The organism is Desulfoferrobacter suflitae (assembly GCF_022603395.1).
GTDB classification, from domain to species: Bacteria; Desulfobacterota; Syntrophobacteria; order Syntrophobacterales; family Syntrophobacteraceae; genus Desulfoferrobacter; species Desulfoferrobacter suflitae.
Genome location: NZ_JAIBKA010000003.1, coordinates 152,625 through 167,421 on the forward strand (window position 1 = coordinate 152,625; position 14,797 = coordinate 167,421).

Here is a 14,797-nt window from a genome sequence, read left to right on the forward strand (position 1 = left end):
AAAACTTGCCGAGCCTGCTTGCCGCCTTCCTGGGAAAGCGCTTGACAACCCATGCTTAACCATTAGAATGGCCCAGATAATTCTACGAAGTGAGCAAACCGGGGGAATCTCTCAATTGCATAGATACGGATAGGAGAAGCGGAAATGGGAAGGGTTGCCGACAAGATCAAGGAACTGCGCGAGCGCGAAGCGAAAATTAAGGAAATGGGCGGCGCCAAAGGGGTGGCCACTCAGCACGAACGAGGAAAATTGACGGCCCGGGAGCGGTTGGATCACTTTTTTGACCCTGGTAGCTTTCGTGAACTGGACATGTTTGTGAAACACCGAGGCACTCTGTTTGGGTTGGACAAGGTGGATATTCCCGCCGATGGCGTGATCACCGGTTACGGAACGGTGAACGGCCGCCAGGTTTTTGCCTTTTCTCAGGATTTTACGGCGCGTGCCGGAACCCTGGGAGAACAGCATGCCAAGAAAATATGCAAGGTCATGGACCTCGCCCTGAAGGCGGGCAAGCCTTTTGTCGGCTTAAATGATTCCGGCGGGGCCCGCATCCAGGAGGGTGTGGATGCGTTGTCCGGTTACGGGCAGGTTTTTTATCGAAACGCCATTTCATCGGGGGTAATCCCGCAGATATCCGCCATTTTGGGTCCATGTGCCGGCGGTGCCGTCTACTCGCCGGCCATGACCGATTTTGTTCTGATGGTCAAGAACACCAGCTACATGTTCATCACCGGTCCGGACGTCATCAAGTCTGTACTGGGCGAAGTGGTTACCCAGGAAGAGCTGGGCGGTGCCATGACGCATGCTTCCAAAAGCGGTGTCGCCCATTTTGCCTGTGAAAACGATGCGGACGCCATCGAACATATCAAACGGCTGTTGAGTTTTTTGCCGGACAACAACATGGAAGATCCGCCCATCGTTCCCACCGATGATGACCCGAGGCGCATGGACGCGGCCCTTGACAGCATCATCCCGGATAATCCCATGGGGGCCTACGACATCAAGGATGTCATTCGATCCATCGCAGATCAGGGCGACTTCTTCGAAGTTCACGAAAATTATGCGATGAACATGGTGGTCGGCTTCATGCGACTCAACGGCAGAAGCATCGGGGTCATCGCCAACCAGCCCAAGGTTCTGGCAGGCTGTCTGGATACCGATTCGTCCGATAAGGCGACGCGCTTCATTCGCTTCTGTGATGCCTTCAATGTTCCGATGCTGACCGTCGCCGACGTACCCGGCTACCTGCCCGGCAAACAGCAGGAATGGGGCGGCATCATTCGGCATGGTGCCAAACTGTTGTGGTGTTATTCGGAAGCGACGGTGCCCAAGGTCACCCTCATTGTGCGCAAGGACTACGGCGGTTCTTACCTGGCCATGTGTTCCTCGGACCTTCGGGCGGACTTGACGCTGGCCTGGCCCAGTGCAGAAATTGCGGTCATGGGAGCGGAGGGGGCGGCCAATATTATTTTCCGCAAGGAGATCAAGGAGGCCGATGACCCCGTAGCGAAACGCAAAGAGAAGATCGAAGAGTACCGGGATTTGCTGTACAATCCCTACATTGCCGCGTCGCGCGGTTATATCGATGGCGTCATCGTTCCCAGTGAAACGCGTCCGCGTTTGATTGAAGCCTTCGAAATCCTGGCCAGCAAACGCGTTGCCCTGCCGCCCAAGAAACACGGCAATATCCCCATGTAGCGGGGGAGCTGCAAGGGAAAAAGTGTCAGCCCGACCTCATCGGATGTGAGCTCGGGCTTTTTTATTGTGCGCAACTGAAGGAGCTGCGCTGCCACCGTGCGGGAGTAGCGGGCAGCAACGACCTGCGGGATGGTGTCGGCGGACGTTCACCTGGGATAGCGCATTTTGAGATATAGCTTCCAAGATCATCTTTTGGGTGTGGGTTGGGGTTGAATCACGCGTGTCCCGTGACGAAACCCAACGCCTGTTTTGCCGGGTTTGGTACCTCAACCCAGCCTGCCTGGAGCCAAAAATATTTTCTTGAACGCTACAGTTTCTGAGGGTGCAGGGGATGATCGATTGTTTGTCAGAAGCTTTTCACGATTGGCTGGTCGAGCTTCGCCGCCATTTTCATCAATACCCGGAGGCGGCTTACCAGGAACGGCGGACGGCAGCCAGGATTGCGCAAGTTTTGGATAGCCTCCATGTGGGCTATACCAAAGACATTGCCGGGACCGGCATCGTGGCGTCCATGACGGCAAAGCAGTCGGGGCCTACACTTGCACTGCGCGGAGATATGGATGCATTGCCCCTGGTTGAGGCCAACGAGGTACCCTACAAATCGAAGAATCCCGGCTTGATGCACGCCTGCGGGCATGATGGACACATCACCATGCTCCTTGGAACCCTGCGCTGGTTGCTGGAAAGCGGGTGGCCGGAGACGGGACGAGGGAAAATCATATTCTTGTTCCAGCCGGCGGAGGAGAGCGGAGCGGGCGCAAAGGCCATGCTTGAATCGGGTATCCTGGATGCGCAGGAGATCTCCGCGATTTTCGCGGCGCACATGCACCCTGAACTTCCCACGGGAACGGTGGGGTTGACTTATGGAGTGGGCAATGCGGCTTCTACCGGTGTACGCATACGCCTGACGGGGCGTGGGGGCCATGGCGCGCATCCGCATCTGTGCGCCGATCCCATCGTGGCGGGAGCCTACCTGGTTGCACAACTGCAAAGTATCATCAGCCGCAATGTTTCTCCCCTGCAGAGTGCGGTGCTCAGCGTGGGCTGTTTTCAAGCCGGCACGGCGGCCAACATCATTCCGCAGGAGGCGTTGCTGGAAGGCACTCTGCGCACGCTGAACGATGCGGTATACCGTGTTGTGGAGACTCGCTTGAAGGCAATGGTGTCCGGAATGCAATCCTCCCATGGAGTGGCGGGGGAGTTGACCCTGACGCCGGGCTATCCCTTGCTGATCAACGATGATCGGCTGGTGGCATATTGCATCGAGCAGGCACGCAAATCACTGGGGGAATCGGCGGTGAAGATCGAGTCAGCGCGCATGGGAGCGGAAGATTTCGCCTACTTTTTGCAAAAATATCCCGGAGTCTTGATCCGCCTGGGGTGTCACGACCCGCAGCTGGGCTACCAGTACGGTTTGCATTCACCCCGCTTTGACTTTGATGAAAGAGCTCTGGACGTGGGAGTGCGCCTGTTCGCCAGGTTCCTGACCGGGTGGAGCGCATAACGGTCGGACTGACACGAGCTGAGGGGGTCATGGTTCGGGCCGGACGGGGTAGCGCCGGCGGTCAATCATGAAGTAGAAGCCGGCCCCCTCATCGTCGCTCTGAAGATACCGGGTGAGTTCATAGTAGGCCACCTTGCCGAAGCGGGCCTTGAGCCGGCGCCGCGTTGCCAGGCAGTACAGGGCATCATTGCCGGCAACGCTCAGGGTGTCCGCTGCAAGTGTTTCACGCCGTCCGTCTTCCAGTTCGATTTCGACCGAGGTGAGATTTCCCGAATCGTTGCCGGTTACATGCACGTAGCGGATCCACAAGGGAGCATCCGCCACTCGAACCGGGTGCACCTCACCTTCACAGCGCAGGAAATATTGCTTCCCCGCTCGATACAGCGAGCGACTGAGCTGGCGAAACAACTGCCTGTCGGTCACCGGGTTTCCTTCGCAAAACCAGTTGCCGTGCGCATCTATGTAGTAGTCATAAAGGTGTTGTTGGTCTGAACCATTGATCATGACAGGAACACGAAAGGGCAGCTTCACCGATTTCTAACGAACGGTTCACACCAGGTAATCAACCGCCCGAATGTCTTCAACCAGTTTTTTCACTTTCTCCAGCACGAGCATGTGCTCGGGGTGAAGCTGGTAGCCCTTGAGAGCGTCCAAGTCCTCGAAAGCAGAGACCAGGGCGAAGTCGTAGGATCTGTCAGTTTTTACGATGTCTCGTCCGAATTCATAGCCTTTGATCTCTGGAATCACGTCCGGCAGCGCACCGAGGGACTTTTCCAAATCCACGATATCGGCTTCCTGTGTGGTTGGCTTGAACTTCATGAACACTATGTGTTTCAGCATGAATCACTCCTTCTTAACCCGTTGCAAACGTCCTTATGTCATTCCGGCGAATCCCGGCTCGGGATCGCAAGCAAGTGCCGAAATCTCGAAAATCACTTGCATTCCCACCCCAGCCCTGTGCGACGGAAGGTATCTGTTGCCCACACATGGTTCCGCGGCATTCGGGGATCACTTTCTCTCCCCCCCCTCACGGGGTCGGGTTGTAGACAAGGTGTAGGTTGGGTAGAGCGCAGCGAAACCCAACATGGGCTGTGCGGAATAACGCTGTCGTTGGGTTTCGGCCGCTTGATTGCGCGGCGCGGCACTAGGCGGCCCGGGTGTCCCGCAGCCGGCGCACATCCCCCACCCGTACGGTCACCTTTTGCGTGTCGAAATATTCCAGCAGAGGAATGGTGTATTTGCGACTCGCCTGAGTAATCTCCTTGAACTGAGGGGCCGAGAGTTCTTCATTTTCCTTGAAAAATTCCATCAGCCGTCGCTTGAGGCTATCCAGTGCAGCCCTGTGAAAGTACAGATCTTCTTTGACCTTTATCAAAATCCCCTGCGAGAACATCCACTCGAGTACGTCCTGGTGCTGTCGGGGCGTGCCCGGCAGCCTGGCGGTGACCTCCCTGAAAAAAGGAGGCTGCAGCCCGGCCTGCAAATATTCACTTTCGACCCTTTGGCGGATAACCTCCTCATCTTTGGTCAGATCAATCTTGTGAGTCGCCAAACGCACCCATTCCATTTCCTGCACGAGCTGCTCATCTTCTGCCAGCTGGCGCAACAGAAAGTTATACAGTTTGACGTCCACCGGCCTGGGCAGCTGCGCCGCCAATTCCTCTTTGGGCATGCCGGTTTTTAAAGGGAAGCGCTGGTGATAATCGGCCAGACTCTCGAGGATGATATTCCTCAATTTCTCCATCACATCGGGGTGGATCAAGCGCCTGTTTTCCTTGTCGTACAGAATGGCTTTCTTTTGACTGATAAACTGCTGCAGGGTCTTCTCGAATGGCTTGGTGGCCACATTTACCCGGATTCGCAGTTCCTGTTCGCTCACTCCGCCCCAGCCTGCGTCCAGAATGTGCCACAGGATGATGCTCGGCTCATCCCCTTCCAGAAGGGTCGCCAGAGTCTTGGCCGCTGCGCGCTTATCGTGCCCCTTATGTTTGTGGGGCAGCGGATGCAGAATGCTTCCTCCGCCGATCGTCAGCACGGGGGAATAGGAGCGGATGACGAAACGGTCCCCCCGCAAGACGGCGATCGGTTCATCGAGGCGGATTTGGGCGAAGGATTTTTCCCCCGGCTTGAGCTCATCCTCGTTCAAAAGCACCAGCGTGGCCAGATTTTCCGAGGTGCCGGTATGAAAGCGAATTTTGGCCCGATTCTTGAGCACTCGGGGTGCGCTCGACAACAACTCCAGATGCACATCCACCATGTGGCTCGGGACCAGAGCCCCCGGTGTGGCCACCACATGACCCCGCTGGATGAGAGCGCGCTCGGTGCTCTGCAGGTTAACGGCAGTGCGCTGGCCCGGCAATACTTCTTCTACTTCCTCATTGTGCACCTGAATGCCGCGCACCTTGGTTTTGTGTCCCGAGGGGTAAACGATGACCGGGGCGCCGATGTGGAGTCTGCCCGAAATGCTGGTACCGGTCACAACGGTGCCGAAGCCGCGCATGCTGAAAACCCGGTCGACGGGCAGGCGAAAGGGGCCGTCGGCATTTCGTGGCTCGATGCTTTCCACCAGCCGGGTCAACACCCCCTTGAACTCTTCCATGCCTTCTCCGGTGGCGGCGGACAGCGGAACAATGGGCGCGCCTTCCAGGAACGTGCCGGTTAAGAATTCGGCCACGTCCTCCTTGACCATTTCGATCCATTCGGGGTCATCCACCAGATCGATTTTGGTCAGGGCCACCAGCCCCTTTTTGACCCGCAAAAGCTGGCATATTTCCATGTGTTCCCTGGTTTGCGGCATGACCCCTTCATCGGCCGCAATGATCAAAGCCACCATGTCGATGCCGGTGGCTCCAGCCACCATGTGGCGAACGAATCGTTCGTGGCCCGGTACATCGACTATGCCCAGACGGTCGCCGTTAGGGAGGTCGACATAAGCAAAGCCCAATTCGATGGTGATGCCCCTTAATTTTTCTTCCTTCAAACGATCGGTATCGATTCCCGTCATGGCACGAATGAGGGATGTTTTGCCATGATCGATGTGGCCGGCCGTACCCAGAATCACCTGTTTCATCGGTTTGCCTTCTCCGTACGCGGTGGTGTTAGCGCTGCGCTTATCTGCCATTGCGCAACTTAGCAGAACGCGCCCCCATTATTCAAGCGCATCCTTGTTCCACCCGGCAAGGGTCAGCCGCAATGATTCTTTTTCATATGCGCCTGCCTTATGCCGCAGCAACTTTATTGCATGTATCGAAAAACTCACCTATACTGTAGCCTCTCAGATCCTGTTTTCCATAGCCATTCAGCCGAACGACCAAGTCCCGTCAGCAAGTCAAAGGGGAAGCATGAGTGAAGCCATTGACCTCAAACAGGAATTCATCGCAGCGAAATCCAGGGAGATCATAATCGCATTTGCCGGGTTCAGCTTCAATTTTGCCGCTGCCGGCCAGTGGAGGGAAGGGCTTCTTGCCGTGTCGTCGCGCGAACGCAACGACGGGTCAGGCTACATCACCCTGACTTTCATGATTGATGCAGAGGGCGATCCGGCCGCCCATCGAAGCATTGTTCAGTCCTTCGACGCCCTCAAAAAGAAGGGGTTCAGCAACAGCCTCGGGAATGAGTTCCAGACTATGATCGAAGCGGAGGTTGATTTCGAGCGCAGCCAGAACTGGTTTATGGATTCGTTCACGTTCTATTTTGACCGCGTGCAGGAAATCAGAAAATATCATGTTGAAGGGAAGCTGATTCCAACCTTTGAAAGGTTTTTGCCGATCCGCATGGATCCCGTTGAATGGCTTCCCTCAGGTGCTTCCGTTGCGGTTTCCGGAAAAAAAAGCATGGCGGGTGAAGCTACCGTGAAGGGGTTCAAACGATTTCTCCAGGGTCTCTTTGGTAGATAGAGCCTTATTCCGGCCGCTCTCCCGGGCACATGTCCTGGGAGAGGCGGTAGCGGCAACGATTCGTCAAGTGGAGAAGACGCCATGAAAAAATACCTGTACGGCGCGATTCTGGTGGTGCTGGGCATTGTCATTGCCTTTCCCTTGTTCAGCATGACCTACTACACGATGGTGCGTACCTCGACCCCGCATTTTTGCGCCAGTTGCCACGAGATACAACCGGCCTACAACGACTGGAAGGTGTCCACCCACACCAACAACGCGCGCGGAGTTGTGGTTGACTGCATGGACTGCCATTTGCCGGCCCCACACGACACGTTCAATTTCTTTTTTGCCAAGACCTGGCATGGAGCCAAAGACGTCTACGCTCATTTTACCGAAGGGCCGGAAGGCTATGATCGGGCGAAGAACCGCGCCGCGGCTTACCGGAACATCAAAAACGACCAGTGTCAGAAATGCCATCGCAATATTCTATACATTCCTGCCAAGCGAGGCGCCATGCTGGCCCATCGCAGCGTCTTGTACCCGAGGCCCGGCTATGACAAGCAGTGTACGGACTGTCACCGCAATCTGGTGCATGTCCGAAGACCATTTTACAGCTATCTGCAGTGTTCCCAGCAATGACGAGGTTCATAAAAAAGGAGGAGGTGTCCGATGAAAAGGCGTTTTGTTCAATGGTTGGCGGCAGGGTCGATAATCATGCTCCTTTTCATGGGCCATGCGGCCGTGGCTCAGGAAGAACGGCAGAATGAACCGCAGGCGAAGGTGGAAAGCAATTTTGCCAAGACCAAGGAATTTCGCATGGAGCGAGGTATGAGCCCGCAGGCCCGGGCCTGTATCGAGTGTCATAAAGTGGAATCACCAGGACTTTTTGTTGACTGGGCCATGAGCCGGCACGCCTCGGCCAACATCACCTGTCTGGACTGCCATATAGCGGAGGATTTTGATCCGGATGTGAGCAAGAAGCACTACAAACAATATGAGCGCTCGGACAACCAGTGGGGGACGGCGGAATACCGCGTTGCAGTGGCGGGAGTGGTCACCCCGAAGGATTGTTCCCGTTGCCATCCGGACGAAGTCAAGCAGTACAGCAGGAGCAAGCATGCCAACACCATACAGATCATGTGGACCATCGATCCCTGGTTGAATCAGGGATTGAACAATGGCATCGAGCGCACCACCGGCTGTTTCAAATGTCACGGGACGGTCCTCAAAATGAATGAACAGGGGGAGCTCGACCCGTCCGTCTGGCCCAATGTGGGGGTCGGTCGAGCCAACCTGGACGGCAGCCTGGGCAGCTGCACCAGTTGCCACACCCGGCATCGCTTTTCCATCATGGACGCGCGCAAGCCGGAAGCTTGCGGCCAGTGTCATTTGGGTCCGGACCATCCGCAGATTGAAATTTATACCGAGTCGAAACACGGCGATATTTATGCCGCCTTCGGCGACCAGTACCACTGGAATGTGGCTCCAGGATTGTGGACCCCCGGAGTGGACTATCGCGGCCCTACCTGTGCCTCCTGCCACATGTCCGGAGCCGGACCCGTCCTCGGCACGCACGATGTGACCGAGCGCCTCTCCTGGGAAACCCAGGCACCGCTGACCGTTCGTCCCCAGGACTTTGCAGCGTTTCCGGCCGCCACCAATTGGGAGGTGGAGCGCAACAAGATGCAGGCCATCTGCAACCAGTGCCACAGCGACACCTGGACCAAAGACCATTACGCGAATCTGGATGAAGCGGTGATCCACTACAACGAGGCTTATTTCAAGCCCGCCAAGCAGACGCTGGATGAACTGTATGCAAAGAAGCTGCTTTCAGAGCCAGCGTTTTTTGATGAAAAGCTGGAGTGGGAATACTACGAACTGTGGCACCACGAAGGCCGCAGGGCACGCATGGGCGTGGCCATGATGGCTCCGGACTATGCCTGGTGGCATGGTTTTTACGAATGTAAAAAGCGCTTCGTGGAATTTATGGAAGGGGCGCATGAATTGCTGCAGTCAAACAAGCCCGCCTACAAGTACCCGAACTTTCCGGGAGCAGGCGGCGACACAGCCAAACCCGAACGGATATTTGCCGCACCAAAGCAGTAGTGATGCCGGCAACCAGGGTGGCAGTCCCGTGTCCGGGGGTTGCCGCCCTGATTTGCAACCGGCTGAAGCTTATTCATCCCGCTTTCTGCCGCCGGCGCAAATCATGCCCGGGCCGGGATAGCCCCGGCAGATCCAGGGGCGCACCGGATAGATCCTGCAGGCGGCCCTGCCGTGGTCATAGGTTAGAAAGGGGCAGGGCGTTACCGCGAATTCCGGGTGTTCGATTTCACCCGAGTAGCCGTTCACTCTGTAGCCATGGGCTTGCAGAAAGACGTCCAGCTCCATTTCTAGTTGTTGCGCGGCCAACACCGGATCCAGCTCAGACCAGGGAATTCCAATCTGTTTGCAGCAGCGCCCGCATCTTCGACAGTCAAAACGGGTCATGGTGTGTGATCTCAACCCCCAAGAGATGCCAGACGTTTTTTGAGGGATGCCAGGTGCTCCCGCTCTTCGGCGAGGATTTCGTGCACATGCTCGACGGTTATTGGATCATCGATGAAGCCGAGCAGGATTTCATAAAAGTCGATGCTGTCTTCTTCCAGCCCGATTCCTACCCGAATCAATTCCCGCTCGTCGCCAACGGCGTCGAATTGCACTTCTTCCAGGGAGAAGCCGCGATCCTTGACCAAACTCTGCAGTATCTCCTCTCCCATTTGCGCAGCCCACTGCTGACCCTTGGCCGTTTTGAGGGAGGACTTGATCTCGAGAAAGAACTTCTTGTGCTGCGCCTCTTCTTCGGCCAGCCATTGCCACAGTTCTTTCAAATCCGGTTTGAGGGCACTGTCTGAAGCTTGCCGGTAGAACTGCTGCCCATTTTCCTCGATCTGCACCGCCATCCCAAGAATTTCACCCGCTGTGAACATAACTCCCCCCCTCCATTTTTCAGTTCTGTGCTATGGCTTTTCGGTGCTGCCCAGCAGCAACGCGACGGGAAATCGCTGCAAAGCGTCGCCCACCGGCAAAATGCCGTCGTTAATGGTCAAGTCAAAGGACGCGATGGAGTCCTTCCAAGTCACGGGAGCATTCTCCGGAAAAGTGAGCCACGTTTCCTTCCAGATTTCTCTGCCGGTCGGATACAAACCTTGCTCCACCAACCCGGTGCAGTAACGCGGAGCTATGACGATGGCCCAAGATGTCCCTGCGTTGCGGGCAAAGGCAATGACATGGTCCTGGAACTCGCCTCGAGCCGGCAATGGAATGTATGCTCCTTTCTCAAACAGTGATGCATATTCCCGGCGCATTTGCAACGCACGGTATGTGAGAAACAGCTTGATCTTGCCGTCCTGCGGAGCCTGTTTGAGTGTTTCCAGGTAGCGTGGGTTTGCTTGGTCGTGCCGAATTTGCTTAAGAAAATTGCTGCATTTTTTGAAATCAACCGGCTGTCGATTGTCGGGGTCGACCAGGGTCAACGACCATAATTCGGTTCCCTGATAAAAGTCGGGAACACCGGGCATGGTGATTTTCAAAATGGTCTGTGACAGGGAATTGAGCATGCCGTAGTGGGCGACTTTCTGTTGAAAGGGCAAAAAGTCCAGAAGAAATTCATTTGCTTCGGTATGTTCCAGAACTCTATCGATAAACGCCAGGTAAGCCCCTTCATAATCGCTGTCCGGTTTCAACCAGCCCGTATGGACCTTGGCCTCACGAATCGCCTTGATAATGTAATCCTTGATTCGCTGCACAAAGGCTGAATGGTCGCGGGATTCGAACGGGTAGGCGCCGACCAAAGTCTGATAAAAGAAGTACTCGTCGTTGGCGTCGGGCACGGCGCGCCGCTTTATCCTTTTCTTTTTGCTGCGGTTCATGGAACGCCAGGCCTTAATCCGAGCCTCCCACTCTCTGGGTAATTCAGACAGCACGTGGATGCGTGCGCGTACATCTTCGCTTCTTTTGGTGTCGTGCGTCGAGCCGGCGGTCATGCTGTGAGGCCAATATTCGCCGCGATGCAGGTTGAACTGGTGAAACTGCTCGAGGGAAACCCCGAAATCGACCGGTTCAGCACCGACTTCGTTCAGCGAAATCAATCGGTTATAAACATACAGGGTGGTGTCCTCAAATCCCTTGGCCATCAATGGACCGGTGAACTGCTGAAAGCGCATTACAAAATGCAATCGTTCTTTTTGTTGTTCGGGGTCGAGGGAGTCCGGGAATTGCAATAAAAGAAACTTGCAAAGATAGTCCAGTTCGATGACCAGATCGGGACTTTTGGACTTGGCGCGAGCCACGGCTTCAACGATGACCCGCCGATCCGCGTCGCTAAAAGAATCAGGGCCGGCATAGGTGCGGTAGACTGGAAAATGCGCCAGCACTTCTCGAATGGCGCGCTTCAGGCCATACAGGGTGATGTCCCATCCTTCGCGATCTCTGCTCGAAATCCGCTTCATGAGATGGGCCAGATTATCCACATCGCCCGTCATATAACGTTCGATGATGAGCTGTTTCTTGCTGTACACCAGGTCGTCGTAATCAGCTTTAATTCCGGTAAAAGCGGCATAAATCTTGTCTATATCCTTCTTGTGCAGGGCCCTGCAAAAGATGCCGTTGATGACATTGAGGGCATCGTAACCTGAAGTGCCTTCTGTCTGCCAGTTCAGGGGCAGTTCTTCGGTGCAGCCCAAAATTTTCTCGACCGTGACATAGACGCCCCCGGTCTTTTCCTGCAGGCGCTGCAGATATTGTTTTGGGTCGTATAATCCGTCGATATGGTCGATGCGCAACCCGGTGAAGATGCCATCTCTGACGAATCGCGCAATCAGCTCATGACATTCATGGAACACCGCTTCCTCTTCTATACGCACGGATATGAGCTCGTTGATGTTGAAAAACCTGCGATAGTTGACTTCTTCGCCGGCCACTTTCCAGAAGGAGAGTCGAAAGTATTGATCGAACAGCAGTTCGTCCAGGAGATTGGAGGAGGTTGATTCTCTTCTGCCATTCAATTCATCCAGGTTCCTGTCGATGAATCGCTTGATTTCTCGATCTCCCTCGTAGAGTTCCCACAACATGCACTTGGCGAATTTTCGCTGGTCGTAGCGTTTGCCCGGCAGGTCCTGCCCGGGAAAAGTTTGCAGAACGTAGAGCATGCCTATAAATTTGAGATAGTTGGGGTGGTCGTTGCCGAGGCGCTTTTTGAGCCGATCGAGATTGAGGGAGAGTATTTTGGCGTAGGATTCCATCCTGACAGGGAATTCCCATCCGTAGTAATGCACGACGAAGCCGGAATCGCTGTATTCGACCTGGATTTCGCGCTCCTGGATGCATTCCCCGTAGGATCTTCCGAGGAACGGTGCCAGGAGCCTCCCCTGCATCGTTTCATAGGCATGCTCCCAGTCGATGTCGAAGAACTTGTAATAGGTGGAAGCCTTGCCGATTTCCAGGACGTCCATGAGCATGCGGTTGTCATGATCAAAGGCCATGTGATTGGGAATGATGTCCTGCAGCCATCCCATGCCGCGCTTTTTCACTTCCTGGGCCAGGGCGAAAAAATCGGATTCACTGCCCAGTTCCGGATTCAGTCGGGTGGGATCGACGACATCATAGCCATGCATGCTTCCCCGGCGTGCCTTAAAGATGGGGGAAGCATATACATCGGAGATGCCCAGGTCGGCCAGATAGCCGACGATCCGCTGTGCATCGCGAAAACCAAAGGTCGGATTGAACTGGAGCCGATACGTCGAGGTGGGAATTCTCATGGAAAGTCCTCTTGCCTGCCGCACACAACGGCGCTTTGCTTCCTCAGGGTTATGCTTTGATCCGCCCGCAATCGATCCGGCAGCAGAGTTCCCGGTCCTTGCCAGCGCTCCTCGGCGGAATCAAGCAGTCGCGACCACGTTCCGGAGGGCAGTTCATGGGCTCTCAAGATGACATCGCGGGGTGCGAAGTTGAACAGGCAGAGCACATTGCTTTCGCCCCACCAGCGCTTGAGCAGGATAACATCCTTGCTTGCTATGGCGTGCACTTCCATATGTGTTCTTTCGAGCGCCGAGAAGGCGGGCGATTCTCTGCGCATTTGCAGCAGAGCGCTGTGAAAATCGAGCAGTACTTTGTGTCTTCCCTGGTTGCGCTGATTCCAGTTGAGTTTGGATTGAAGAAAAGTCTCTACGTCGGCCGGATCGGGAGGCTCGATATTCCAGCCAAAAGCCTGGAATTCTTCCTTGCGGCCGTGCCTCACCGCATCGACAAGAGCTGGATCCTGGTGGCTGACAAAATAGAGAAAAGGGGCTTCTTCACCATATTCCTGTCCCATGAAGAGCAGCGGAATATAAGGCGACAGGAGCAGAACGGCTGCGGCCAGTTTCTGTGCTTCAAAGGAAATCAGGACCGCAAGCCGTTCACCGAGCATGCGGTTGCCGACCTGGTCATGATTCTGAGACGCGACCACAAATTGTTCCGGAGGCAGATCGAGCGAGCGGTTACCGTGGCGTCTTTTACGGTACGGGGAATGTTGGCCGGAATAGACGAAGCCTTCGGCCAATGCCTTCACCAACTCCTGAATACTACCGAAGTCTTTGTAATAGCCATCCTTTTCGCCGGTGATCAGAGCATGCAACGAGTGGTGAAAATCATCACACCACTGAGCGTCCAGCCCGCATCCGAAAACCTCCCGCGGGCGGATCAAACGGCTGTCGTTCAAATCACTTTCGGCGATGAGGTAGCGCTGCCAACCGTCGTTCATCCGCAATTCTGCAACGGCTTCGGCCAGTTCCTGCAGGAAGGGCACGGCGCTTTGGTCATAGATGGCATGCACGGCATCCAGTCGCAGAGCATCCACATGGTAGTGTTTGAACCAGAGGAGGGCGTTTTGAATGAAATAGTTGCGGACTTCATCACTGTATGCGCCATCGAAGTTCAGGGCTTCGCCCCATGGAGTCCGGTATTTTTTGGTGAAATACGGCCCAAAATCGCGCAGGTAGTTGCCTTCCGGTCCCAGATGGTTATACACGACATCGAGAATGACCGCCATGCCGTGCTTGTGGCATGCATTGATCAGTCGTTTGAACCCGTGCGGCCCGCCGTAGGAATTCTGTACGGCAAACGGGTAGACCCCGTCGTATCCCCAGTTTCTTTCGCCCGGAAACTGGGCCACGGGCATGATTTCGAGGACGTTGATGCCGCTCCGCTGCAATTCGCCAAGGCGGGGGATTATTGCCTCGAAGGTGCCCTCCGGTGTGAAAGTGCCCACATGCAGTTCGTAGATCACATGGTCGCACAGCGGGATACCGGTCCAGTGCTGGTCTTCCCAGGGAAAATCATGATCCACCACGGCGGATGCGTTGTGCACGCCTTGCGGCTGAAACTGAGAAGCCGGGTCAGGCCGCTGCTTGTCCCCATCGAGGCGGAAGAAGTATCGGCTGTCTGGCGGAATGTTGTCGACGAGAGCCGAATGATATCCGGAGTCCTCTTGGGCCAGGGAAACCAGTTTTGTTTCGCCTGTTTCCTGAAAAAAAATCTGCACCTCCACTCGCGGCACAAACGGCGCCCACACCCGAAAGCGGCACAGTCCTTTTTCCTGGTAGACGGCTCCAAGATCAATGCTGGCGTTCATCATTGCCCTTTCCTGCACGCCACAAGCGTGCATGAAGTCAAGAGACCCTTGGCAGTTGGCAACTGT

General features: G+C 55.4%; 12 protein-coding genes. 5 read left to right on the top strand and 7 right to left on the bottom strand.

Going from position 1 to position 14,797, the window contains the following annotated elements; all coding sequences use genetic code 11:
• Window positions 1-144: 144 nt before the first annotated feature.
• Window positions 145-1,698, top strand: a complete 1,554-nt coding sequence (locus K1V27_RS06135; RefSeq protein WP_258928715.1) for an acyl-CoA carboxylase subunit beta — start codon at window positions 145-147, stop codon at window positions 1,696-1,698.
• A 331-nt stretch (window positions 1,699-2,029) separates the two neighbouring features.
• Entirely contained in the window at window positions 2,030-3,202 is a 1,173-nt protein-coding gene (locus K1V27_RS06140; protein WP_258928717.1) for a M20 metallopeptidase family protein, read from the top strand.
• 27 nt (window positions 3,203-3,229) lie between these two features.
• On the opposite strand, the gene K1V27_RS06145 is transcribed toward K1V27_RS06140, so the two are convergent.
• From K1V27_RS06145 to selB, 3 genes are all read right to left on the bottom strand, one after another.
• Entirely contained in the window at window positions 3,230-3,706 is a 477-nt protein-coding gene (locus tag K1V27_RS06145) for a DUF1285 domain-containing protein (RefSeq protein WP_258928718.1), read from the bottom strand.
• Between the two features lie 45 nt (window positions 3,707-3,751).
• Window positions 3,752-4,042 (bottom strand): Dabb family protein, encoded by a 291-nt coding sequence (locus K1V27_RS06150; protein WP_258928719.1) that lies wholly within the window; start codon window positions 4,040-4,042, stop codon window positions 3,752-3,754.
• A gap of 304 nt (window positions 4,043-4,346) precedes the next feature.
• A complete protein-coding gene (gene selB, locus K1V27_RS06155) occupies window positions 4,347-6,272 on the bottom strand; it encodes a selenocysteine-specific translation elongation factor (protein ID WP_258928720.1) in 1,926 nt (641 codons plus the stop codon).
• Window positions 6,273-6,543: 271 nt separating this feature from the next.
• On the opposite strand from selB, the gene K1V27_RS06160 reads away from it, so the two are divergent.
• The 3 genes from K1V27_RS06160 (at window position 6,544) to K1V27_RS06170 (ending at window position 9,186) form a co-directional block, all read left to right on the top strand.
• Entirely contained in the window at window positions 6,544-7,098 is a 555-nt protein-coding gene (locus K1V27_RS06160; RefSeq protein WP_258928721.1) for a hypothetical protein, read from the top strand.
• A gap of 81 nt (window positions 7,099-7,179) precedes the next feature.
• Entirely contained in the window at window positions 7,180-7,719 is a 540-nt protein-coding gene (locus tag K1V27_RS06165; protein ID WP_258928722.1) for a NapC/NirT family cytochrome c, read from the top strand.
• Between the two features lie 30 nt (window positions 7,720-7,749).
• Entirely contained in the window at window positions 7,750-9,186 is a 1,437-nt protein-coding gene (locus K1V27_RS06170) for a multiheme c-type cytochrome (protein WP_258928724.1), read from the top strand.
• A gap of 69 nt (window positions 9,187-9,255) precedes the next feature.
• Here K1V27_RS06170 and K1V27_RS06175 read toward each other — a convergent pair whose 3' ends face one another.
• From K1V27_RS06175 to treZ, 4 genes are read right to left on the bottom strand one after another with little or no spacing between them, the layout of a single operon-like run.
• A complete protein-coding gene (locus K1V27_RS06175) occupies window positions 9,256-9,570 on the bottom strand; it encodes a YkgJ family cysteine cluster protein (protein WP_258928726.1) in 315 nt (104 codons plus the stop codon).
• Window positions 9,571-9,581: 11 nt separating this feature from the next.
• Window positions 9,582-10,049, bottom strand: a complete 468-nt coding sequence (locus K1V27_RS06180; protein ID WP_258928727.1) for a ferritin family protein — start codon at window positions 10,047-10,049, stop codon at window positions 9,582-9,584.
• A gap of 30 nt (window positions 10,050-10,079) precedes the next feature.
• A complete protein-coding gene (gene treY / locus K1V27_RS06185; protein ID WP_258928729.1) occupies window positions 10,080-12,878 on the bottom strand; it encodes a malto-oligosyltrehalose synthase in 2,799 nt (932 codons plus the stop codon).
• Window positions 12,875-14,734 carry a malto-oligosyltrehalose trehalohydrolase gene (gene treZ / locus K1V27_RS06190; protein WP_258928731.1) on the bottom strand — a complete coding sequence of 620 codons (1,860 nt, stop codon included), beginning with the start codon at window positions 14,732-14,734 and terminating at the stop codon, window positions 12,875-12,877. The genes treY and treZ overlap by 4 nt, the downstream gene beginning before the upstream one ends.
• Between the last annotated feature and the right edge of the window lie 63 nt (window positions 14,735-14,797).